The sequence below is a fragment of the Legionella qingyii genome (genome assembly GCF_003990155.1).
GTDB lineage: Bacteria > Pseudomonadota > Gammaproteobacteria > Legionellales > Legionellaceae > Legionella > Legionella qingyii.
Map to the genome: position 1 here is coordinate 21,676 of NZ_RZGX01000003.1, position 24,579 is coordinate 46,254.

The window sequence follows — 24,579 nt, forward strand, 5'->3', positions numbered from 1 at the left end:
CTTAACCCTCCACCTTATTTAATCGCCAGGTAGCGATTATAGGTAATGTTTTGTCTAATAAATGTTTGCGACAGAAATTTCGACGAATTTTCCCACTGGTTGTATGCGGCATCGCTTTGAGTGGAATAAGAATAATATTATGAATTTCGAGTTGATGTGTCTGATAGATCAGTTCAAACACTGTATTGAATAAATTATCTTGCTCCTCAGGCGACATAAAACGGTTTTTTACCTCACACATGACGGTCAGTTCATATTCTTGTTCTCTTTGAATAACAAACGCAGCACATTTGCCCAGAGAGTGATGTACTGGGGCATGGAGAATAGAGTACTCGATATCTTGCGGGTAATGATTTTTACCATAAAGGATAATCAAATCTTTAATCCGACCCGTCACATATAATTCCTCTTCATGTACAAACCCTAAATCGCCAGTTCTTAAATACAATTGATTACTTACATCACCAGAAATTTTACCGTGAAACGTATGTTGTGTTTCTTCATTTTGTTGCCAGTATCCCTGGGCTACGCTGGCACTGTGCACCCAAATTTCACCAATTTGGTCATTACTGCAGAGGGCGAGTGTTTCCGGATCTACAATTTTTACTGTTTGCATAAAGCGGCCGCAACTAATTAAACTATGGCTATGAGGGCTTTCTTCTGTAGCAAAATGGACACGATGATCCTGATACTGTTCTTTAGCCAAAGTGAGTGTACGATAGGGAGTGCCTGGGGTATTTCCTGTAACTAACAAGGTTGCTTCAGCCAAACCATAACAAGGATAGAAGGCTTCTTTGTGAAATCCATAATCTTTAAATGCATGATAAAAATGTTCTAATGTTTCTTTTCGAATGGGTTCGGCCCCATTCGATGCAATTTGCCAGCAGCTTAAATCGAGCCCCTGTTTTTTTTCTTCCTTAATGCGTTTTACACAATAATCGTAAGCGAAATTAGGGCTACCGCTTATGGTCGCTCGATATTTACTAATGTTTTGTAACCAGGAAAGAGGATTTTGTAAAAAAGAAAATGGAGACATCAGATAGGTAGGTACCCCCGCATAAATCGGAGTTAAAATATAACCTATTAACCCCATATCATGATGGGGCGGAAGCCAACTGAATGAAATAGTTTCCTCATTTAACTGAAATGCAGCATATATTTTGTGAATATTATCCAATAAATTGCAGTGGGTGACCATGACCCCTTTAGGATGCATCGTTGATCCTGATGTGTACTGCAGAAATGCAATGTCTTGTCCGCGAATAAGGGGGGGGTGCCAAAAAAAACTCATTGGTAATTCCATGCTGTCTATAGCAAAGCATGGCACTTCATCAAGATGTGGTTTTCCTTTACAATCCAGTGTGGCAAATTTAACCAAATGATCGGCTGTCATAAGCACACATACTGGTTGTGCATTATGAATGATGCGATGTGCTTTATCCAATAATTTTGCTTGGGCAGGAGGATAAATGGGTACAGCAATACATCCCGCGTAAAGACAACCAAAAAAAGCCTGAATCAAGGGTAGTCCTGGAGAAAATAATAATAAGATTCTATCTCCAGGTTTTACTCCTTGGGCTTGTAATTGTGCTGCAATGGCTCTTGCCCGTTCATCCAATTCAAAAAAAGTCATTTTTTCTTCTAAGTTTCTGTTTAGAAAAGTGCAGCTTATTTTCTCTGGGGTATGAAGAGCTCTGGATCGAATTGCATCAACTAGTGATTCACAGCTAAAAATCTCTTTATTCATCATCGGCCCTTATGACTGGTGAAATCGGAGAACTTGTCCTGCATAGGAGAGGCCACCTCCGACACTCATCATAAGTATTTTTCCAGATCGATCAAAAATATTTTCTTCAATTGCTCTAGCCAGAGAATAGAGAATGGATGCACCACCAATATTACCAATCGTATCGGAGTCCCAAATAATTGCTTTGTTCATCATTTGGTTTTCTTGGAGCAGTTCGGTAATTAATTTGCGATTTACTTGATGAGGGATAATCCAGGTAATAGCGTTTCTATCCTCTTCTGTAGGTAATAAATGGGCTAGCATCTGCTTGTATTTAGTATAAGCGAGTTCTTTCATTAGCGACTCATCACCAATTAAGTGATAGCCTACAGTATCGATTTGTTCTTTGGAGGGGGGAAAAACACCATGGGTGGTAAATGCTTCTACATATTTTCCTTCCGTAGAAAAAAAGGTTTTCTCAACGGTGAATGCACCAGTTTCTTTTTTTTCCATGAGCAAGGCGGCTGCACCATCACCTAATCCTATCCATGTTTTTTCATTTTCAGGATCGATTACTTTAGATAAGGTTTCAGCACAACTCACCATCACATTAGGGTACCCTAAGGCCATTAAGGCGTAGGCAAGATGAAGCGTAGATAGAGAAGTTGAACAGCCAGTTTTTAAATCATAAGCAGGGGCATCTATTCCTAAGTTCCCAAGAACTGCAGCAGCTTGAGAGCCTGTAAATCGTTTATTGGTAGTAGAGCCCAGTAAAAAGGCATGTATTTTTGAGGGGGTATAGTTCGCAAACAATTTTTGTACCGCCTCAGTCGCTAAGGATTCAGATGTCAATTCTCGAGACTTATCTAAAGATTCCCAAGGTTTATGACACCAATAACGGGAATAAAAACCAAACTCCTCGCCAATTTTTTCAGCAAATTTCTCTAAAAAAGCTAAAGAATGCTCTGAGGTTCTTGGAAAGTTTTGTAAAATTTCCAGATTGGTAATAGAGGGGGAGTCAGGAAGGACGCGAGATGCGGCTGTAATATCAAAACGAATGTTAGGATGCAAAATTTCCATAAATAACCTTTTATTATGTTCTTTAGTTTGCTTTTTTTAGCGCGTACTATAAATTATAGGAAGTCAATGTGCCTAAATTATAGCTGTTTTTTAGGAAAAATTGACCCTTGTAATTACGAAGTGTATATTTTATATAAAATTTATTTTAACTGAGCATGATATGTCCTCGTCGTCCGTTGGTAAAACCACGATGAAATGGATAGAAAATCTTATTGACGAACATAGTTTTCTTCCATTACTTGCTGATTATATTCCTAATAATCAAACCCATTTACAATTTGGTGCTGAAGTGATTACGGGGTTGGCTAAAATAAACCACCGTCCCGTTGCAATATATGCCCATGATAATTCAGTTAACCGAGGGTATATTACGAGCCAGGGCGCAAAAAAAATTGTGCGTCTTATGGATAGGGCCAAAGATTTACGTATCCCGATTATTGCTTTTTTAGCCTCTCCGGGAATTTCTTTAGAAGAAAATTTATTAAGTGGTGATGAATATACACAAATTATCGCACGTAACATCAACTTATCCGGTGTGATTCCACAATTTGCGGTGCTTGTTGCTCCAACTCTCGGGGCACCCGCTTATTCTGCAGTACTAATGGACCTGCTTTTTTTCAACAAGCATCGCAGTTACCTAATGGTAACGAGTCCGATGGTAGTTCAGCAAGCTATAGGCGAAAAAGTCAGTATGAGTGAATTAGGTGGTACAGCAATGCATGCAGGTACTACAGGTATTGCTGATTTTGTCGATGACAGTATCAGTGCGCAAATAAATCATGTAAAAGCCATGCTCAACATTTTTCCATCACATGGTGGAGAATGTCCTCCTATCCATTCGGTGCAAGAGCCTGTTCATGCTTTACCCAATATTCCAGCTGATCCGCGAGTGCCATTTAATATGCTCGAATTGATTCAGGCAATTGTCGATAATTCTGAAATATGGCAATACAAAAGCGCCTATGGACAAGCCATGATTTGTGCTTTTGTACGTATTCATGGGTATGTAGTAGGTATCGTTGCTAATCAGAGTACTCGTTTTAGTGGTGCAATTGATTCAGATGCAGCGCAAAAAGCAGCTAAATTTATTCGGATATGTGATGCCTATCGGATTCCAGTGCTTACTTTAATTGATGTTCCCGGATTTATGCCTGGAAAACGCGAAGAACAAAAGGGATTGTTACAACACGGAGCGAGGCTATGTGCTGCGATGCAAACTCGAGTTCCTAGAATGAGTGTGATTGTGCGTAAATGCTATGGAGCTGCAGCATTTCTGATGATGCAAACTGCATCTCAACAAGGAGATCTGGTCTTGTCTTTGGAGACAGCAACTCTTGGTGTAATGAGTAAAGAGACTACGAAAAGGGTTCAAAATACTGATGGACAAGTGTCTACTGAGACGAAGCATTGTGTTACTGACATGCGGCATCTTGATCCTTCTTTAGAAGATGCTTTTGTGTCTGGATTAATCGACGAAATTATTACTCCTCAGCAAATACGTGGGAGATTAAGCCAACATTTGGAATATGTATATCGCAAGATGGACCATTTGCCAATGGCACGACATTCTATTGTGTAGACGTTTTCTTAATGAGTGTTCGAGGTGGAAGAAAACTTACCCCTCATCCATCCTGCGGCCCCTTCTCCCCAATGGGGGGTAGGGGTGAGGGAGGTTTTCTTAGAGAAGCACCATTGCAATTAAGTAAGGATCATTATGACTTGCCTTGATTTACAGCAATTAATAAATTCATTTGAAGCCTACTTGGGAAATCCTGCAAAGCAGGAGACGCCTCTCAATTTTCAAGACAGCTTGCAATATGATGAGCAAGAAGAACTTGCCTGGTCACAAATTAGATTGATCCAGCAGTGGGGATATATGGAATATCTAATCCCTCAAAGCCTTGGAGGGAAATTTGTTTCACTCGACGTCGGATATTTTCTAGCGAAATCAATATGCAGACGAGATGTAACTATTGGCATCGCTTTGGGTCTTCCATTTTTGGGTGCATTACCTCTGTGGATCGCAGGAAGCGAAAATCAGAAAAAAAATTTGGCCGCATCTCTTCGGCGAGGGGAAATCACTGCCTGTGCCTTGACTGAGGAGGCGCATGGTTCTGATATTATGGCAAATGAAGTATTTGCTCATCCTTGTAAGAATGGATGGGAATTATCCGGTAGAAAGTGGTGTATTAATTTTGCTACCTTAGGACACAGTGTGACGCTTCTTTCTCGTACTCATTCTCAAGGAGGGCCATTAGGCTTCTCGGTTTTTTTCCTGGATAAATCGATAATTCAATCTGGATTTATGCCAACGCCCAAACTTCCTACACTTGGAGTTAGAGGATTAGACATCAGTGGGTTTTCTTTGGAGAACGTTTTTTTGCCGCAAGATGCATTGGTTGGGGATGAAAAACGCGGATTGGAAATCATCTATAAAACCTTACAGGTTTCCCGAACTTTATGTGCTTCTTTTTCTGTGGGTGCAGCAGATACTGCTTTGCGATTAGCACTTTCTTTTAGTCAGCAAAGGCAATTATATGGCAAAACCGCATATCAAATTCCTGTAGTAAAACAACGCCTTGGTGAGCTTTTTACGCAGTTACTTATTGCCGATTGTACGGCATTAGCAGTAGCCCGGGCTTGCTCTGTGATGCCTGAGAAATTATCATTTTGGTCTGCCATCATTAAATTCCTTATTCCCAAAATAACCGAAGAAATTGTCGAACAGTGTAGTATAGTGATGGGAGCTCGCGCTTATTTACGCACAACAGAGTGGGCTATGTTTCAAAAAATCAGACGTGATATCCCGGTAGTCGGTTTATTTGATGGGAGTAGTCAAGTTAATTTATCCGTGATTGCTGGTAGTTTATTGCCACAAGCAGGAATGAGGGGAAGTTCTCCAAATCAGTCACAACACTTGGAGGATATTTTCAATCTCAACTGCATTTGTCCAAAATTGTCTATGGATCGTTTAGGTCTTTTTACCCATACTGAAGACGATATTTTGGCTGGTTTATCCACATTAGAATCACCGCAAATCAGCTCATTAATTAATGCGGTTCGTATTGAACTCAAACGATTGGATCAGAATGTAATTGACTTGCAAGAGCAAAAACAATTTGATCCGCGCAGTTTGACTGCTTTTCGTCTGGCAGAGCAGTATTGTTGGATTTTTGCAGCAAGTTCTTGTATTCATTTTTGGCATTACAATCAGAAATTAATGGCTCAGGAACTAGGAGGAGTTGAGTGGATCAATTTGGCAATTCAACTCATTCTTAATAGATTAAATACGCACTCAAATGTTGATAATAGATTGCAAGAGTCTATGGCGGAGCATTTAGCCTTGTTTGATGAACAAAATAAAATGTTCTCTGTGGTCCCAATAAAAATACCGGATTAAAGTGCCTCGCTAACTTTAGCTTTTGCAGTTATTATTGTGTATTGTATTCATTTAGGTCAGCAATAAGAATGAATTGGAAAAGATTATTAATCGCAGCAATTACTCGAAAAAAATATCAGGCTTTTATTGAGGATACGAAATATCCTCAGCGTTCACGTGAAAAGTTGTGGAATCAAGAGATTATACCTTTATTAAAAAGGTCTTCTTATTGGAGTGCTGCATTAAAAAGTATCCATACTTTAAACCTGAGTGATTTTCCAATCACAACGTATGAAGATTATGAAGAAGACCTCTTGGCTGCACAATATAGTCTTATTCAGCCCTTTAATGGGGAGAAATTGATTTTTTGGTCAGAGACATCAGGAACAGCAGGTGTTCGAAAATTTTTCCCAATTACTACTTCGTTCCAAACCCAGTTTCAACGTACGATGCCGCCATATATTTATACTCTGACTCAGCATTTTCCTGGGTTATTTCAAGAAAAAATACTTTATCTGGCGGCAGTAGATGCTCATCGAACATCTCCAGCTGGCGTTCCTTCGGGTTGGATTAGCAATTTTAATTATCGTAATTTACCTTCTTTTATTAAGCGTTTTTATGCTCTGCCTGATGAATTATTTGATAATACAGAAGTCTATATACAATGGTCTGCTTTGTATGCTTTAGCCTCCGATCTTAGCGCAATATTTGCGGTAACTCCCATGGTGATTGATGCTCTTTTTGAGCGTTGTCTTAAAAATTTTAGGCACTTTTTACCCTATTTATTAGGTGATAAAGCAGTTCCGGAATTTTTGCCACCGATTCAAATTACGAGGAAACGACGGGAGTATTTGCGTCAATTAGCACAGCAAGAGCCAAGATCATTCAAGGAGTTTTGGCCGTCATTGAGTGTAGTTGGCTGCTGGATTTCTGCTCTTTGTGAATATCCTGCACAACAATTGAAAAAATTATTAGGATCAGGAGTTGATATTGTTGATGGCACTTTTTCAGCTACGGAGGGATGGCTTACTGTTCCGATAGACAATCAGCCCGGTGGATTTTTGCATCCTGGCGCCCATATTACCGAGTTTATTGAGGAGGGTAAAAGTATTGAAAAGGAAAATCTTTTGCAATCCTGGGAATTAGAACAGGGCAAAAATTATGAGGTATTTTTAACAACAGCGATGGGCTTTGTTCGCTATCGGTTAAAGGATGTAGTCAAATGTACCGGCTTTTTAAATAAAGCACCAAGACTTGAATTTTGTTATAAAACACAAATGCTGAAATTAGAAAGCTGTTCTATTACGAGTCAAGAATTGCAGGAAATGTTGCACGATATTTCATTTGAAATGGAATCTCACTGGTATTTTGCCCGTAATAGCTTAGGGAATAGAATTGTTTTAGTTACTGATGATGCAACTCAAATAGGGGATCCCATAGTAACAAAAATGCATGAACGTTTAATGCAAATTAATGAACCGTATGCTCATGGTGTGATTACTAAAGAGGTGCTGCCTATGGTTTTATTCCAACTGCCAAAAGATGAATTATTAGAAGATAGTCATGCTCAGACCAAACCAAAGCTCATTTCTCAGCAAGTAATTACTGAAAAATGAATTACATTGGTTCCGCATAGCGCTCAATAGTTTTGTTATCGTTTCGCCTTCGACCAGGCTGTTATCAAAGAGGAACATCATATTATGACTGAGAAGAATAAAACCAAGTCAAAAAAGACCCCAGTAAAGACTGAATTGACATCATCGATGCTCATCATTATTGATATAGTATCACTCTTATTTAGTTTGATGCCCGCTGTTGCCGCTTTTAGTTTAACGGGCTTATTTATTTATCATGGTTATGAATACACCTGGTTGGTTCTTCCTTTAGCCCCCTTTATATTATTTGCTTCTTTTATCGCTATTATTGCAGCAATTAGATTGTGTTTACCTCGTTTAAAGCCCGGCCGTTATAAACGAGAAATGAATCGAATGACTGTTGCTTGGTTTTGTCATTTTGCTTTGGCTCGTTCTGCTAAAGTGGTTGGTTTGACCCCTTTATTGCAAACATTTAACATTACCAAGTTTTTTTATTGGCGTGCGCTGGGAGCCAAAGTTTCCTTTCAAATTGTAAATTCTTTTGATATAGATTTTGTTGATTGTCCATTAATTACCATAGGAAAAAATGTCACTCTTGGGAGCCAGGTTTCAATTAGCTGTCACTCCGACGTAGGTAACTTACTTTTTCTAGCTCCTGTAATCATTGAAGATAATGTCTTTATAGGCATGGCTACAACTATTGGTCCAGGAACGACAATTAAAAAAGGGTGTTGGATTGGTTATGGGAATACCTTTGTCAATCAGATGGTTGAGGAAAATTCTCGATTTGGAAATATCAGGCCCATTCCTGATGTGCAATAAAATGGCAGATAAGCGAATAAGGTTTCATCCATGCGAGGTTCTTTTTCTACGGAGCGATTATTGTTATTAGACTGGGTTGAGCACCTACCTGAAAGACTATAGGCATATATGGAATGTTGAGCAAAAAGAGAATAATTATGAAGTACAATGCAGAACTAATGTTGCCTATCCGTACCCATTTTTGTTCCATAGTTTCAGGAAACCAGGCTGTAATCGCATAAGTTAAGCTGAATAAGATTCCAGTGATGATGCAAATGACCACATTAACGTCCACCGAATAAGATTGGAAAACTTTATAAGTCATCATTAAAACTAAAAGGAACAAAATCACACGATAAATACGTAATAACAATTTAAGCCAGGATGGAGCCCCTGACTCTATACTCCCATCTTGGAAGTAGGCATTAAAAAATATAATTCCCAAAGCAGTGAGTGGTATTAAAATAAATAATGGATTGATGTATTCTTCACCACCACCTATGGAGTGGCTCAAATAAAGAATAAAATACACAGTACTAATCAATGCTAAGAAAGGGAGTAGGTAGTACATCATTCTTAACAGTAAAAAGCGTAAGTTATAGATAATTTTGATATTTTGCTGGCCAACTCCTAATCCTATAAAAAACAAAGTGGTGTGGGAAATCAATTGAAAATGTAAATTTTCAGAATATAAATTCCATAAGAAATCATTACCTACCGTGTAGAAAATAAAGGCGCCTAATAGAATCAGCAGATTGGCTAAAGCTGAAAACAAAGAAGCCACAAAAAGCAGGGGAATGGTATTCCATACAGCAGCAAATAAACTGTTATAACTGATACGCCATGTATTATCATGATGGTACGCATAGTGGAACGAATGCCCCACATAGGCAAAGAGTGGGAAGGCGCAAAGAAATGTAAACCAGTGTTCAAGATGTATCGATGTAAAGTGCGCTTCCAAGGGGAGCAGGGGTAAAGATAAAAAAAGAGCGACAATGAAGCTACTTGTAATTAAACGGAAGCAGTTTTTTTCATTATATGCCAGTGCATATAAAAGGGCAAAAAGGCCGATCAAGGCATAATTGAATACTTTTGTAATTTCATTGCGGATTAATCCGTCAAGAGTAAAACCAAGGAGTAAGCCAATTAGGGCAAAGAGATAGATTCCTTTTTTTGATGGCATTTTTTTCTCCATAAGTATATGAATTTAGGATAGCTGATTTTAAATAAACTTGCATTTTTTTCTTTGTACTCATTTTGGAGATTTATTATTTGAATAATTGATAGATATCATGGTTTTATTTTGATCTGTGTTTTTGTAGAATGAATTTTCAGTAATTGATTAATTAACTCATTGAGTGACTATGCTGAGTAAAATTGAACGTTTTAAAGAATGGCGTGGGAGCAAATCGGATGCTGAGCAGAATATCCTGGAATCAGCGTTGCTTATATTTGATTACGTGAACTCAGTAGATAATCTTGACGCCATCAAAGCAAGTGTGCAGACAAAATATAAGGAATTTGATCAATATGGTAAACGCTCATGGGGAATCGCGGTTTTTGTCAAGCTATTTATCGATGAAGCAATTGCACAACTACCAGAAACAGCTGCAAAAGAAAAAGCTTTGCTGACTCAGTCCAGTGAAATCATATCCACCTTATATGAGAATTGGAAAACGAATACTAAGGAAAATATCTTCGCTTTAATTGGAAATATTGAAAAATTATTCGCTTTAAACAGTGTTCCTTTTACGGATAAGAATCAATATAAAACGTTTCTTCTTTCTGCAGGTATGTTATTCCACATCATTAAACTCGCAATTGCCGAAATAGAAAGTAGTTGGGCGGCGAAAGTGCTTTTTGTAGTTATAGATCTTAACAAAATCAAGCCCAAGATAGATCTTTTTTTGCTAAAAATAGAAGAGCGAATGGCGCAATTAACACAGCCAGAACAATTATTAAATGCAGCTCAAAGTATCGCTCCCGATCCTTTAAAACCCGCGAAAGAGCTCTTTGCCAAACGATATCTTAAGGTTATCGGCGTTAACCCTGTAATTAATGCAAAACTGCAAAGAAAAAATGCCCCATATGACTTTATGCGATTTGCTCCAACAAGCCCTAAATTACAAACTTCAGGACGAAACATTCTTGAGAGTCTTTCTGCACTTGAAGCAGATATGGAAAAAGTTTCTGCAGGTATTTTTAACTTGATCGAACTTAGAAGTAAAAAAGCAGAACTTGAAGAAAAAATAGAGGTAGTGAGGGCACTTCTTGTAGCTGCGGAAGAAAATGATCTGAAAATCACTGGAAGACAATATTTTTTAGAGTTTATTGAAAAAAAAGAACAGTCATTGAACGTACTTTTAGAAAACTCAGAGGAACATCGAAAACAAAAATTAATTGAAAACATAAAACAATTAAAAGATATGGACGAATCTCCCGATCTGTCTTCAGAAGTGATGCAAGGTGTCAGTTGGGCGGCTACACCAATAAAATTGGTTTATCGAACAGCCACCCCACAAAAATTGCAAAACATGATTGAAACCTCTCTTCCCGCTACCTTGGATAGTTTGTGCAAGACAGAATTTAAAGAGATGACAAAATTATGTTTGTTGGATTTAGAAAGCAAATTAAAGAAAAAAGAACAGCAAATTGCTATTATAAATAATCGTTTTTTTAATCAAGATGAAGGATTAAAATCGTTCATCGCGAATGAAAATTTGGAACTACTCGCTGCTTTTCAAAAAGCAAATGATGAAATGAAGCAAGCGGTACAAGCCAGTTATAAGTTACTTGCTAAAGTAAAAGAAAATTCAATGTTCCTCCATGAAGTTCAACAAAAGAGTCAATTCTTGAGTGAATTTATTAGAATTCATAACGGTTATTTTGTGAAAATTAGCAATTTTCTAGCTCGGTTCTTTACTTGTTTTAAAACCGAGACAGCAAAAATGATAGATGATGCTGCTAATTTGAAAATTAAAGTCGACGGACTTGTAGGTGAGTATCGAGAGCTTGTAAATCAGGGAATAGGTCAAATTGACCGTATATCCTCTCTGGATACACGTGTTAAAATTCATATAAAAAATCAATTTAAGGCTGAAGAATATGAGATAAGCCAAGAAAAACAAAATCACAAACAGCCGAACAAGCGTGAAGTACGTTTATTAATGAAGGAATTATCGAATTTATTTGCTGCAAAACAGCAACCACTTAGAGAGCCAAAGAACAGAAAAGAACATGGGCACGAGATATCTGTTTTAGGTAACGATTTGTTGTAGATATCCAAACATAATCGATGCTCATCCCCATAACCTAAGATAAATAATATTCCATAGGAAACATGATATTAGGCATTTGCTCGGGCGGGGAAGAAAATCAAATGTTCTTTTTTTATTATAGTAATTAAGAATTCTAAAGCCGCAGTAATTTTTTCTGGATGATCAAAAAACTCGATAATGAGCGGTAGAGAGAACGATACATCCAAAAATGAATCGTTATGGATGCCTGTTTCCCCACTAAAACCACTTATAGCACGAAAAACACTAATTCCCCGAATTTTAGCCTCATTTTGTAAGTAATTTAGAATGATAGGGACATTATCAGCTCGTTCCAAAGTGTAAATTCGTACCACGGTAACTTCGACCGTTGCAATATCAAGTTTCTCGTTCATTCTTGATTCTCCATGACAACTTCTCAAGTTGAATCTTATTATCATATGGTATTGTAGGAAATATTAATATCCCACACGCCCCTTTAGTATCCTTAAACTCAACTAAATCTGTTGAAAGATGGAGAAAGATTTCGCTACACTTGTAGCTCTGATTCATTTTTTACAATTTTGAGAAAAATTCAATATATTGTAGGTTAGTCATAATAAAATATTCAGTAAAACAAAATTAATCGATGAATAAAGGAACTCATGAAAAGGATATTTAAAGTCTCAAAAAAGGAGATTAATTTACCCGTTATTGTAATTGTATTGAGCATCTTAATTGGTATTTACCATATCCTTTCCTATTTAATTCCTTTTACAAGTCATGCCTTTGTAGTTACTAATGTTACGCCAATTGCTGCAGATGTTTCCGGTTTTATTACAAAAATCTATGTTCAAAATGGAAGTGCTGTAAAAAAAGATCAACCCTTATTCGAAGTCTATCGGAAACCATACCTTTTAGCTTATGATTCGGCGAAAGCAAGATATGAAGAAGCGCTAGAGCGTATAAAAGTAATTGAGCGGCAAACACAAAAAACAGAAACATTATTGGATGCAGCCAAATTTGAGTATGAAAAATCTCGATTTGAATATCAATTAAAAAAAGCACCTAGTGTACGCGAAGCTCTATCAAAACTTGAAGTACGGAAGCTTGATTATGATTTACATTCAATTCAAAACAAAATGGATTCACTTAAAAAGCAAATTGCGATTGAAGATCAGCAAATAATCCAACAAAGAAAATTAATTAAAGCCCTCAAAGCAGAAAAGCACAATGCTAAAGTAAATCTTGATTTGACTATTGTCAGAGCACCTACAGATGGAGTAGTCGATAATCTTTATATTGGGCCAGGGACACCTGTAAAAATACACAAACCATTATTTTCCTTTATCGATACATCAAAATGGTGGATACAAGCCAATTTATATGAAACTGATCTGCGTAAAGTAAGACCTGGGGATAAAGTTTATATCATGCTTCGGATGTATTATTTCAATAAAATTTTCCATGGCAGGGTAGTCAACACGATATGGGCAGCAGACCGACAAATCACGGATCCACGAACACAACAGCAAATGGTTAGCAGCAACAATCAATGGTTATTGGAGCCACAACGCTTTCCAATTCAAATAGAGATTATTGATCCAGATCCTAAATATCCATTACATCCTGGTGCGAGTGCTTATGTTTATATCGAAACTAATTCGCATCATTGAAGACTACGATCCCTATGGAAATCATCGCGTTAATGGAGTGAAAGTTACTTATGTTTTGCTTATTCTTTTTGCAGTTAATTTTATTTTTTCCATTCCTAATCCCTATTTTTATTATTTTTACATTCCGATTACAGCTATGGCTGCTGAAGTAGTAGGTGATACGATAAAGAGAAAAAATTTGCTGCTTTTTTATTGTATTTGGTGGGCTGTTATTAGCGCTTTTCTTTTTGATATTTTGTCAATTACACCTTTTTTTCCTGTTTTTGCTTTTTTCTATTCTTTCTTTTTGTATATGGTGGCTATTAAGAGCAGGTTGCATACGATTGTAATTGCACCGGTTGCCTTAAGTTTGGGAGCCTATTCTCTGCTGTATAAAGATATAAATACCAGTTTTTATGCAATTTTAAATAATTGTTTGAATACCTTTATAGCAATGGCAATCGTTTTTGCTGCATTAGCTTTTTTTCCCAGGAGTTATTATTATCGCTTATGGTTAAGGGCTTTGATATTACTGATTTCCCAGATTATTGAGCATTTATCCTTAATGGTTGTACGTAAGAATATCATTTTTAATCCAGTTAGAGGCCACACAACCCATTTAGTACGTTATGCCGCGATGCTACCTAAAACGTTTCCTCTTCGCTCCATCTGGAAAATTAATTTACTTATTAATCAATTGCATTTAATAGTTTGTGTTATTGAGTCAGAAACTATCGTATTGGAACGTGAAAAAATCAATTTATTTATAGAAAAGCTTCATATTTTTAAACGTGCGATTGAAAAAGAACAACCGTGTGAGTTGGTACAAACGCCGTGGAGCATTTTAAATAAGCTTATATCTTCTTGGAATTATCTATGTTTAAAATTGTAGATTATCGAAAAACAAGAGCATTACAAATTTGTCTCGTTTTCTCAACTGCATTGGCAATTCAAAGTCTTTTAGGATATTCACATGCTGGATGGATTGGTTTTGCTGTAATGATGATTTACGCGGGATTTGATAGAGGTGCAAGTTTGCAACGCACGATCCATCGTTTTTGGGGGGCGGTGTTTGGATTACTTTTGTCTTATATTTTATGGGTTATAGGGCAAATTGATTTTCGTTTTATCCTGATTATTATTCCTTTTATTGTATTCATGGCTTACTTTTCTTTAGGAAAACGTTATGCATTTCCTACTATTTTCACTGTGACTTTAACTTCATTAGGCTCAGATTATTATGGTAGAAATAATTATGCTGTTCCTAATTTCTTTTTTGACTATTTATTATCGACAATTGTCGCATTTTTACTTTGTTATCTATTTGAAACATTGGTATTTCACAATAGCCAATTATCGAGAAAATTTTATATTGATTTACAAAAAAGAATTATTACTCATTTGAATAAACTCTTTGATATAGTAACTCAAAAACCATTACGAGATAGTCATTATTTAAAAGAAAGTATTGTACTGAACACCAGTATGTTGGATTTATATGCTTTTGTTGATGCAGCGAAACATGAGCGTGATTTAGATGTGAATTTTGCAAATGAATTGGACTCTTTTGGCTCTGTAGTCCAACAAGCATATCATAACATCCGAAGGCTATTTGTTTTAGGAGCGCATAGGAATGAAGTACTAAAAATAGAAACGCGGACAATACTGGAACAACTTACTCGGATAAATCAAAGCCAAAGAATTAAATATATTGGAGAATAAATTGATTAGGATGATTGGCTTACTGATTTTAGGTTTCATGTTGAATTCCTGTACTCAGCATACCTCTAAGCCGTTACTTACTCCTAATCAATGGACTGTCAAAGATTCTAAATTCATAAATTCCGATGAAAACCTGCCTTGTTTTCCATGGTGGAAACAATTTAAAGACCCTAATTTAAATTCACTAATTGACAAAGGCCTGGTCAATAATAACGATGTGAAAGTCGCTATGGCTCATATTCAAGCAGCGCAAGGTGAATTAAAGCGCGTACAACTGAATTGGATTCCTGAAGCCACGGGGAATGCAGGTTATTCTTCCTTCCCTTATTTAGGTTTTCCTGGCGTTCTACTTACAGTTGTTCCATCTTATACCATTAATATCTTTAAACAGATTAAAGAACAACAGAGAGCCAAATATGAATTAAAAGCAACAAAAGCAATGTATTATGGCGTTCGACTGGCTGTGATAAATCAGATTGCCAGCACTTACTTTAATTATCAAAGCCAAATGGAACAATTAAGTTTGTTACATTCTTTGGCGAATGATCTGTCTCAATTAATTACTATTACTCAAGCGATGTATCAAGGTGGGTTATTTGCACGAACTCAATTAGAACTTGCCAAAACAGAGCGTTCATTAATCCAGGCTAAAGAACGAATAGTGCAACAAAATATCGTGGTTAGCGAAAATGCTTTGCATTATTTACTGAATGAAAATCCAGGGGGATTTCCGATGCAACGGCACTTTAGAGACTTAAATAGCCAACAAATGATTATTGGTGCTCTTCCCTTAACTATTATTGAAAATCGCCCTGACATGATGCAAGCAACACAAGAGTTATGTGCCGCCAATTCGGGAATTGGTATCGCTTTTTCTCATTTCTTGCCCACCATCAATTTAGCTATGGCACGTGGTGAAATAGCTAAAGTTGCCAATGGGGGGCAATTAGGCCAGGCGATTCATTTTAATCAGGCCATTCTTGAAGTCCCTTTTTTAAGGGCATCTGCTATAGGCCAATTACAAAAAGCCAAAGGCTTAAATAAAGCGTCCTATTACCGTTACACTGATACCTTACGCAAAGTACTTAGAGATGTAACAAATGATTTATCCGCGCATGAACTGTATACAAAGCGACTTAATGATGTAATGAGGGCAGAGCGCGAACTAAGGAATGCTTATCGATTAAATCAGAATTTATATCAAAGAGGAATTATCAGCCATCTTGTTTTGATTGAAGAAAAAGTCAAATTAGATCAACTCGCTATTGAAGTAAACCAACACAAGCTGGAGCAATTAATTACTATTGTCAATCTGTATCAGGATTTAGCTGCCGGATATAATTATGGCTCTTTCGCGCGAAAATAATGAACACGATCTTGGTGGTTATTCTATATGACACCTAATACCGCTTGCTTTTCTTCAACCTTGACTTCTTTCTTAGTGTTCACATTAAAAAATAAAACATTATCATGATGATGTCTCACTGTAGAGCGATGCGCGATACTAATGATTGTAGTATTTGGCAGAAGTTCCTTGAGTCGACAATATACGTGCTCCTCCACATGTTCATCTAAAGAAGCGGTGGCCTCATCCAGGAATATCCAGTCGGGTTTTCTGAGTAATACACGTGCAAAGGCAATTCGTTGTTGCTCACCTAATGATTTAAAACCAATTTGCTCATCCAATTTGTCTGCAAGTGATTCCAGATTTACGGCTTTTAAAGCTGAAATCAATTCACTATCAGAATAAGAACAGTTTGCATCAGGGTAAGCGAGTACCGCCCTCAGAGTGTCATTTGGAAGAGTGGGCTTTTGTGGTAAAAAATAAACAGATTCCAGGCTATTGGGGATAAGAATTTCTCCCTCGCCGGATAACCATGTTCCTGCTATTGCTTTAAAAAGACTGCTTTTTCCTGTTCCTGAAGGGGCTTGAATCAGAGTATGAATTCCCGGTTTAAATTGTAAATTAAGACCTTTAATGACTAATTCATTACTCCCGTGTAAGTGAAGGTCTAAATTTCGTACCATAAGGTTTCTATTTTGAAGCCCTATAGTGCGAATGATGTTCTTGGTGGATTCATCATTATTTTGATCCAAAGTTTGTTGTAACGTTACAATACGTCCTAAGCTCGTTTGGAATTTATTAATCGTTTCAAAAGAGTTGATAAACCAGTTTAAAGAGCGTGTTATCATGGAAAAATAATATCCTGCAGAATAAAATACATCCAAAGTAATAAGATCAGTGAAATATAAAGGTGCTGCCGCGATGACTGGGATAATTGCCTGGAGTATCCCATTAAATAAATTAAATGAGGCGGTTTCATTTTGAATGGACAATCGTTTTCTGGTTTTTATATTTAATACATCTACCTCTTTCTCCAATCGGTTTTGGTAGTATTTCTCCGCATGTTCAATTGCGATTTCTTCAGAGAACGTTTTAATATGTTGCAAATCAGAGCGTAAATTGGATTGAGCAATTGTCTCTTCATTAGTTGATTCGCGCAAAGACCTATTTATAAAATAACCGATGAGCGAAGTTCCAATACCTACTCCCAGTGCCACCAATACTAAAAATCCTGGGATTATTATAGTTCCCCCAAAAAGCATAATGGATAATGAGCCGCCTGCTAAACTTAAAAGTACAGTATAAATGACCAGATTTGAAAGGTTATCGATAAACCCTAAAGATAAGTTCAGAAATGAATCAACAACTTTATCTATGTCTTCTTGAATACGTTGTTCCGGGTTATCAATGTCATTATAAATTCGGGAAATTTCCAGATAATTTGTATTGTTATTCAAGTACTTATTGATTATTTTTTTAGTTAACCAGCACCGCCAATTAATGTACAATTCATTTTTTAAAAAATTGGTCAAATAATTAAAACCAGCCATCGCACCAGCAATTAAAAGACCAGCCCCTAATCCCATTAACAAAATAGCAGTATCTTTAACTATAAATGCGGCAAAAATATATGGAAAGCACCACCATCCTAAAACAAAACTAAGACCAATCATTGTTAATGTACTTAAAACACAACCCAAAAATAACGCCCATGCCTTCCATTTATCATTTGAATTTAAAAAATAATCAGACAGCAAGTGCAGAGACTTTTTGAAATAAGATCGTTCAGATGTCGAAGAATGAGTCATTATGAAGTATCGGTAATGTTAAAAAAGGACAAAACATAATGCATAAACAATAAAGGATCAATCTATCATTGTCTTCGTATTGTAGATAGCCGAAGATGTTTACTTGAATTGAAGTGCATTTTATGAAGAGGCCATGAAGACCTGGTTTAGCTTATTTAGAATTGATATATCGATATAAGAGGTACAAATCAAAACAATAATAATGCATTTAGAGGTTAATTTTAATATTGATAAGTAAAATATCGCTTTTTTAAGCATCCCTAATTATTATGCCTCACTTAGTTTTTTTCTAAGAGAAATTAGATGCAATTTAAAGCGAATTTTTTTAAAAAATCCACACCAATTAACTCATACAACTGGGTAATGAACAATTGTACCGTCAAGGTCATAACAGCAGAACAGCGTGACTTTATTAATAGCAAGGAAGGCCAGCAGCTTATGGATCAACTGTTTGATAGCCAAAACCAGGATCATTATTTAAAAGTAGCTCGCCAAATTGAAGAAAAAATGGAGTCCTTATCTGGTGGATATAACTCTTCATTTTGCTTTCAATAGCTGGAGCCTTTCACATAGGTTACTCTTGCAAACAATCCCATAAAGTGCTTGATTTTTAAAAACTTAATGTTTAAAGTTCGATCAGATTTAACTGCATTAAGGAGGATAAACGTGATAAGTTTTTTTAATAAGGAAAATAGATGGCGTGCAACGATGCAAGTTGCAAATGGTCTTGCTCTAACAATGGCTGCTTATAATCTATTTTCTAATCCGGAAACGGTTTGGGAAAATGGTTTTGAGATAGCTATGCTTGCGCTTAATGTAGTTACCTTTAGTAGCAATGATAATGCTTTGTCTAGTATAGGAAATGCCGCTCTTAATTTTACAAGTTTGGGTACTGTTTATGCAGGAGCTACATCAGGTTGCACTTCAAATTCGCTTCCAGTGAGCTTAGGAAATGCTTTTTTGCATATGACCAACGCAGTAACGAGTATTTGTTACAGATATGAACCCAATGAAGAAAATACCTCAGAAACCCCTGCAAAAACCATGTAATCGATTTAGGTTGAGCGTGAGCGCTCAACCTCCTCAATGAATTCAAATTGCTTAAAAATAAATCACTTGGCGTTTCATAAAATATCAGTTGCAATGAAAAATTTGAGCTATATTAAAAATACAGGATTTGAACAAATAAAAATAAGGACAAATCATGAGCGCTCTTCTGCTATTATTTTTAGCAGCAACCATAAGCTATTTTCCGCAACTTCCTTTGGAGCTCCCTCAGGCTCGAACTATGAAGGATGATGCTCGTTTCATCAGTGAAATAGCACCTTTTCCGGGGCTCGAGCAAATTAACGATCTTTACTTAAATGATATTAAGTCATTGTTGGCACATGAAGCGCCTAATTTAAATCCGCTTGTGATTAACAAAGTACTTACTACCCTCAAGTGTGCTACAAATTATAATGTGGAACATAATAATATTTTAACCATTATTGATTACTCTTTACCTTCCAATGAGAAGCGTTTCTGGGTTTTTGATTTAAAAGCAAGAAAATTATTGTTTTATACCTATGTTTCGCACGGTATTAAATCTGGGGCTTTATTGACTAATTTCTTTTCTAATAAATTTAACAGTAAAGCAAGCAGTATTGGAGTTTATCAAACCCAACAAGCTTATTATGGCCGTGATGGTCTTTCATTACGTTTGGATGGTTTGGATCGTAATTTTAACGATAATGCATCAAGTCGGTCTGTTGTGATGCATTCTGGTTGGTATGTAGAAGAAGGTTTCATTAAAAGATATGGACGACCCGGACGAAGTTGGGGATGTCCTGCGCTTCCTTTAGCGACTTCCCAAGGAATTATTAATACGATAAAGGATAAATCCTTATTGGTCATTTATTATCCTAGCGATGCGTGGTTTGCCAAATCAAAATTTTTAAATTGTGATAAAACTACCGCGGCTCAACATACGAATGATCCTACAATCCAAGTACCGGTCTCTGCTCCTGATGAACATCGTGATGCTATTTTATTCGTGGGTAGTGGCTATAAAGGCAGTAAGAATGCTGAAAGTAAACCTGTTGCAGTCATTTCCGCAGATACTTACGAACGTGTATTTCATACTACAGCACCATTGACACGGATGCTACGACGCCAGATCAATAATGCAGAGTACATTGCACTGAACGCATCAGAACTTTATTATTTGGCTAAAAATAACACGAGGGATAGTACTGCAAGCCAAGACGACGGCATAAATGCCATTCATTTTGTAATACCTGTTTTAAAAATAGTGCGGGGTGGTTATTATGAAACGCAAATGCAGATTGTCAATTTAGGCAAAATCAAAGAGGTCAAAATTAATGGTGGTTTATCCAGAACAAATGAGCTTGCGAATAGTTTTACAGTTTATTTTGAGGGCGGCCCTTCAGTTAATTTAAATGCGCACAATGAGTTTATTCGTTGGGTGGGGTTATAGCTTATTGCATGAATAGCAGAAACCCGAGAAATATCATTTCTCGGGTTATGGCTTAGGTTTATTTGGGCTCATCCTTTGAGTCATCGAGTTCAAGCCACATTGCATTTAAGATGGCAAAACAGCAGGCCAGACCAGTACCCAAAATCCAAGAAAAATACCACATAATAACCTCCTAATAGGCCGTATCTTGATTTTTAATAATTGTTTGTTCTGTTATTTTTCCTCTTAATACGCGATAAACCCAGGCGGTATAGGCCAAAACTATAGGTAAGAAAATAACAGTAGCTACTAGCATAATAAACAAAGTTAACTGGCTTGAAGAGCTATCCCATACAAGCAAGCTTTGCTCAGGATTAGATGATGAGGGCAGTATAAATGGAAACATACTAACACCCACGGTGGAGATAATCCCAGCAACAGAAAGAGCACTGCAAATAAAAGCAGTTTTAATATGTTTTGCAGCAATAAGCGCAAGTAAGGCTGCAATAATTCCAATCCCCGGAGCAAATAAGGTTATGGGCAGACTACGGTAGTTGGAAAACCAAGCATCTGCTTGCCGAATAGCCGTCTTGTAATGGGGGTTTGATGGGCCATCATGGGCTAAATTACTCGTTAGACTATAGCCATCAATACCGTAATGAAGCCAAATTCCCGCACTGATAAAAAGTAATAAGGCAAGTAGCGCAGATATCTTTGCTGCACTTCGGGCTCGTTGTTGTATATGACCCTCTGTCCTCAAGTTAAGAAAAAAAGCACCATGCATGGCGAGCATCAACACGGACAGTAATCCACACAATAGGGCAAAAGGATTTAATAGGCCAAAGAAGCTGCCAGTATAGAATGGTCGTAAGTATTCATCAAAATAAAAAGGAACGCCTTGTAATACATTGCCAACGGCAACCCCAAATATCAGCGCAGGTACAAAGCCGCCGACAAATAATGCATAATCCCAAAATGAGCGCCATTGAGGATTGGTTAGTTTTGAACGGTATTTAAATCCAACAGGACGCAAAATTAGAGCCAACAATACTACCAGCATCGCCAAATAAAAACCTGAGAAGGAGAGGGCATATAAGGCTGGCCAGGCAGCAAAGATTGCACCTCCACCCAGAATAAACCAGACTTGGTTTCCTTCCCAAGTCGGCCCAATGCTATTAATTAATATGCGCCGTTCTGTATCTGTTTTTGCAAGCCACGGTAGCCACATGGCAACACCCAGGTCAAAACCATCCATGATCGCAAAACCAATCAGTAATAAACCGAGTAGAATCCACCATATAATTCGTAATGTTTCATAATCCAAAGGCATAATGAATCTCCTAGTGAGCCATATTATCAGGGCCAAGACGGATGTACTTAACCATCAAGAAAATTTCAACCACGGCAAGAACTGAATAAAAGAGGATAAAACCCGTTATTGAGGTTAATACTTGAGTAGTACTTAAAGTAGATGTACCCATAGCAGTAGGTAGGATATCCTGGACTACCCAAGGTTGGCGTCCATATTCTGCAACGACCCAACCTAGCTCTGCAGCAATCCAAGGTAATGGCAATGAGAAAAATGCCATGCGCAAATACCAGCGGGTAGTATGTAATTTACGTCTCATAGACAAGTAGAAGCCTATTGCAAATAAGAGAATGAAGAAGAATCCGCAAGCGACCATAATACGAAACGAGAAAAATAAAGGAGTGACACGAGGTTTCAGATCATGTGCTGCTTGGTTAATTTGATCTTCAGTTGCATCAACTACCTTCTCAGTATATTTCTTCAAAAGCAGGCCGTAACCCAAATATTTATTGTGAGCGGTAAAATCTGCTTTTGCTTGTTCGTCATTAGGATTTTTTTGTAATCGGGTTAATGCTTCATAAGCAAGCATTCCTTCTTTGATGCGTTCTTTTCCTTGATCGATTAACTCAGCAATACCTTGTAATGGTTGCGTGAACGTACGTGTTGCAATTAATCCCAAAACATAAGGGATATTCAAGGCATAATCAGTTGTCATTGTTTCTTCATTAGGAATGCCGAAAACTGTTAGGCCAGCAGGAGCTTTTTCCGTATGCCACATGGCTTCGATTGCTGCGAATTTCATTTTTTGATTTTCATTGTCAAGATGACCGCTTTCATCGCCCAATACAACTACGGCTAAAGCAGATGCAAGTCCAAAGCTTGCTGCCACGGTTATTGACCGTTTGGCAAAGTTGATGTTTCTGCCGCGTAATAAAAAGTAGGCGCTAATGGATAAGACAAAGATTGAACCAGTAACGTAGCCAGCACTAATAGTATGAACGAATTTGGCTTGGGCAACCGGATTAAACATCACGGCAACAAAATCAGTGACTTCCATGCGCATGGTATGGAAATTAAATTCCGCCCCGACAGGGTTTTGCATCCAGCCATTGGCAATCAAAATCCATAATGCTGAAAGATTTGTGCCTAAAGCGAGCAACCAGGTACAACACATATGCTGCACGCGACTTAATCTATCCCAGCCGAAAAAGAACAAGCCGACAAAAGTGGCCTCTAAAAAGAAAGCCATAAGTCCTTCAATAGCCAGTGGAGCACCAAAAACATCACCAACATAATGGGAATAGTAGGCCCAATTTGTTCCAAACTGGAACTCCATGGTCAATCCGGTAGCTACACCTAAAACAAAATTAATACCGAAGAGAACGCCCCAATATTTGACCATTTGTCGCCAAATATCACGGCCAGTCATTACATAGATTGTTTCCATGACAGCTAAAAGTAACGACAAACCCAACGTGAGTGGGACAAAAAGAAAATGATAAAGCGCAGTTAGAGCAAACTGTAAACGGGAAAGATCGACCAGGTCACTACCAGGAATCATTACTCACCTCTCATGTCATGTACTGTATTGATAAAACCCTTAAATTCCAATGTTTATCTTGGAAAATGCTAAGGATTTCCCTTGTTTATTTTTCTTTAGAAGGAAAATATTCTTTTGCTTGAATCGTTCCTAACAGCCACTGCTCATTGCTCAGATGTGGTTTTTCCACGTCTTTAAAGCAAATTATCCATAATAAAATCAACAAGCTAAACTTAATGATTAAGGTTACTAGAATATCACGGGTAAGTGGTTTAAGCATGTTCTTTAACTCTCTTTTCTCGACACAGCATTCCATATTTTAGAGACTCTGCAATCAATGAGGCTTTTTGAACTATTTCCTCTGCAATTTTCACAGGTAAATGATATTCCGCTTCTTTCTGAAATAAATCCAGCCAACGGACAAAATGTGCTTCTTCAATATGGGCGATTTTTTTTAATAGGACATGTTTTTGATAAGCATTGCCGTGATATTCATTGGTTTTCAACATGATACTATTCCAAAATTGACACAGAAGGGGGATATGTTCATCCCAATCAACTTGTGCCACATCATTAAAGATAGGACCAAGGACCTCATCTTTTTGCACTTTTTGGTAAAAATGGGTCACGAGCTTTTCAATATGTGTTTTATTCAGCTCAGTCATGTCACTATCTGCTGATCTAAATTAGAATAATGATACTTATGTTTCATTTTAAATACAACTTTAAATTAGTACCAAATTTGATTATTTTATTGCGACTTCATTAATCACCCTAAATAGAAAATAGACACTTATTGTTTTTTTTGATTAGATATATTTCAAATTCACTTTTTAAGTAACAAAAAATTGACAGAGAAACTATTATTAAGGCGTGCTTGAGCTATAATTAAACTTATGGATATTAG

The 24,579-nt window shown here is 37.1% G+C and carries 22 protein-coding genes; 12 read left to right on the forward strand and 10 right to left on the reverse strand.

Features of this window, described 5'->3' with window-relative positions:
* Position 1: 1 nt before the first annotated feature.
* A complete protein-coding gene (locus ELY20_RS02510; RefSeq protein WP_110143217.1) occupies positions 2–1,747 on the reverse strand; it encodes a fatty acyl-AMP ligase in 1,746 nt (581 codons plus the stop codon).
* Between the two features lie 9 nt (positions 1,748–1,756).
* Positions 1,757–2,806, reverse strand: coding sequence for a 3-oxoacyl-ACP synthase III family protein (locus tag ELY20_RS02515; protein ID WP_110143216.1), 1,050 nt, complete (start codon positions 2,804–2,806; stop codon positions 1,757–1,759).
* Positions 2,807–2,966: 160 nt separating this feature from the next.
* Here ELY20_RS02515 and ELY20_RS02520 point away from each other — a divergent pair, with 160 nt between their 5' ends.
* The 4 genes from ELY20_RS02520 (at position 2,967) to ELY20_RS02535 (ending at position 8,602) form a co-directional block, all read left to right on the forward strand.
* The gene (locus ELY20_RS02520; protein ID WP_110143215.1) at positions 2,967–4,385 is read left to right on the forward strand and encodes a carboxyl transferase domain-containing protein; all 1,419 of its coding nucleotides are present in this window, start codon (positions 2,967–2,969) and stop codon (positions 4,383–4,385) included.
* Between the two features lie 135 nt (positions 4,386–4,520).
* Positions 4,521–6,206 carry an acyl-CoA dehydrogenase gene (locus ELY20_RS02525; protein ID WP_199739191.1) on the forward strand — a complete coding sequence of 562 codons (1,686 nt, stop codon included), beginning with the start codon at positions 4,521–4,523 and terminating at the stop codon, positions 6,204–6,206.
* Between the two features lie 68 nt (positions 6,207–6,274).
* Positions 6,275–7,801, forward strand: a complete 1,527-nt coding sequence (locus ELY20_RS02530; RefSeq protein ID WP_110143213.1) for a GH3 family domain-containing protein — start codon at positions 6,275–6,277, stop codon at positions 7,799–7,801.
* Positions 7,802–7,885: 84 nt separating this feature from the next.
* Positions 7,886–8,602, forward strand: coding sequence for a DapH/DapD/GlmU-related protein (locus ELY20_RS02535; protein WP_110143212.1), 717 nt, complete (start codon positions 7,886–7,888; stop codon positions 8,600–8,602).
* A gap of 46 nt (positions 8,603–8,648) precedes the next feature.
* Here ELY20_RS02535 and ELY20_RS02540 read toward each other — a convergent pair whose 3' ends face one another.
* The gene (locus ELY20_RS02540; protein WP_110143211.1) at positions 8,649–9,764 is read right to left on the reverse strand and encodes a hypothetical protein; all 1,116 of its coding nucleotides are present in this window, start codon (positions 9,762–9,764) and stop codon (positions 8,649–8,651) included.
* 181 nt (positions 9,765–9,945) lie between these two features.
* On the opposite strand from ELY20_RS02540, the gene ELY20_RS02545 reads away from it, so the two are divergent.
* Positions 9,946–11,859: a hypothetical protein gene (locus ELY20_RS02545; RefSeq protein ID WP_199739190.1), complete on the forward strand. Its 1,914-nt coding sequence runs from the start codon at positions 9,946–9,948 to the stop codon at positions 11,857–11,859.
* A 68-nt stretch (positions 11,860–11,927) separates the two neighbouring features.
* Here ELY20_RS02545 and ELY20_RS02550 read toward each other — a convergent pair whose 3' ends face one another.
* The gene (locus tag ELY20_RS02550) at positions 11,928–12,251 is read right to left on the reverse strand and encodes a DUF190 domain-containing protein (protein ID WP_110143210.1); all 324 of its coding nucleotides are present in this window, start codon (positions 12,249–12,251) and stop codon (positions 11,928–11,930) included.
* Between the two features lie 249 nt (positions 12,252–12,500).
* Here ELY20_RS02550 and ELY20_RS02555 point away from each other — a divergent pair, with 249 nt between their 5' ends.
* From ELY20_RS02555 to ELY20_RS02570, 4 genes are read left to right on the forward strand one after another with little or no spacing between them, the layout of a single operon-like run.
* A complete protein-coding gene (locus ELY20_RS02555; protein WP_126955382.1) occupies positions 12,501–13,511 on the forward strand; it encodes an HlyD family secretion protein in 1,011 nt (336 codons plus the stop codon).
* Entirely contained in the window at positions 13,480–14,382 is a 903-nt protein-coding gene (locus ELY20_RS02560) for a hypothetical protein (protein WP_126955381.1), read from the forward strand. Before ELY20_RS02555 ends, ELY20_RS02560 begins: the two co-directional genes overlap by 32 nt.
* Positions 14,367–15,212: an FUSC family protein gene (locus ELY20_RS02565; RefSeq protein ID WP_110143209.1), complete on the forward strand. Its 846-nt coding sequence runs from the start codon at positions 14,367–14,369 to the stop codon at positions 15,210–15,212. The genes ELY20_RS02560 and ELY20_RS02565 overlap by 16 nt, the downstream gene beginning before the upstream one ends.
* A gap of 10 nt (positions 15,213–15,222) precedes the next feature.
* Entirely contained in the window at positions 15,223–16,578 is a 1,356-nt protein-coding gene (locus ELY20_RS02570) for a TolC family protein (protein WP_233590481.1), read from the forward strand.
* Positions 16,579–16,601: 23 nt separating this feature from the next.
* Here the strand turns inward: ELY20_RS02570 and ELY20_RS02575 are convergent, their stop codons facing one another.
* Positions 16,602–18,365: an ABC transporter ATP-binding protein/permease gene (locus ELY20_RS02575; RefSeq protein WP_110143207.1), complete on the reverse strand. Its 1,764-nt coding sequence runs from the start codon at positions 18,363–18,365 to the stop codon at positions 16,602–16,604.
* Between the two features lie 303 nt (positions 18,366–18,668).
* Here ELY20_RS02575 and ELY20_RS02580 point away from each other — a divergent pair, with 303 nt between their 5' ends.
* From ELY20_RS02580 to ELY20_RS02590, 3 genes are all read left to right on the forward strand, one after another.
* Positions 18,669–18,920: a hypothetical protein gene (locus tag ELY20_RS02580; protein ID WP_110143206.1), complete on the forward strand. Its 252-nt coding sequence runs from the start codon at positions 18,669–18,671 to the stop codon at positions 18,918–18,920.
* A 111-nt stretch (positions 18,921–19,031) separates the two neighbouring features.
* Positions 19,032–19,415, forward strand: a complete 384-nt coding sequence (locus tag ELY20_RS02585; RefSeq protein ID WP_110143205.1) for a hypothetical protein — start codon at positions 19,032–19,034, stop codon at positions 19,413–19,415.
* A gap of 154 nt (positions 19,416–19,569) precedes the next feature.
* Complete coding sequence (locus tag ELY20_RS02590) at positions 19,570–20,844, forward strand: murein L,D-transpeptidase catalytic domain family protein (protein ID WP_110143204.1); 1,275 nt, start codon at positions 19,570–19,572, stop codon at positions 20,842–20,844.
* Positions 20,845–20,902: 58 nt separating this feature from the next.
* On the opposite strand, the gene cydX is transcribed toward ELY20_RS02590, so the two are convergent.
* From cydX to ELY20_RS02610, 5 genes are all read right to left on the reverse strand, one after another.
* Positions 20,903–21,007, reverse strand: a complete 105-nt coding sequence (gene cydX / locus ELY20_RS02595; RefSeq protein ID WP_110143203.1) for a cytochrome bd-I oxidase subunit CydX — start codon at positions 21,005–21,007, stop codon at positions 20,903–20,905.
* A 9-nt stretch (positions 21,008–21,016) separates the two neighbouring features.
* Complete coding sequence (gene cydB, locus ELY20_RS02600) at positions 21,017–22,153, reverse strand: cytochrome d ubiquinol oxidase subunit II (RefSeq protein WP_110143202.1); 1,137 nt, start codon at positions 22,151–22,153, stop codon at positions 21,017–21,019.
* A 10-nt stretch (positions 22,154–22,163) separates the two neighbouring features.
* Positions 22,164–23,693, reverse strand: a complete 1,530-nt coding sequence (locus ELY20_RS02605; RefSeq protein WP_110143201.1) for a cytochrome ubiquinol oxidase subunit I — start codon at positions 23,691–23,693, stop codon at positions 22,164–22,166.
* An 85-nt stretch (positions 23,694–23,778) separates the two neighbouring features.
* On the reverse strand, positions 23,779–23,952 hold the full coding sequence (gene cydP, locus ELY20_RS16835) for a cytochrome oxidase putative small subunit CydP (RefSeq protein ID WP_165831616.1): 174 nt from the start codon (positions 23,950–23,952) through the stop codon (positions 23,779–23,781).
* Positions 23,945–24,337 carry a group III truncated hemoglobin gene (locus ELY20_RS02610; protein WP_110143200.1) on the reverse strand — a complete coding sequence of 131 codons (393 nt, stop codon included), beginning with the start codon at positions 24,335–24,337 and terminating at the stop codon, positions 23,945–23,947. The genes cydP and ELY20_RS02610 overlap by 8 nt, the downstream gene beginning before the upstream one ends.
* Positions 24,338–24,579 lie beyond the last annotated feature (242 nt).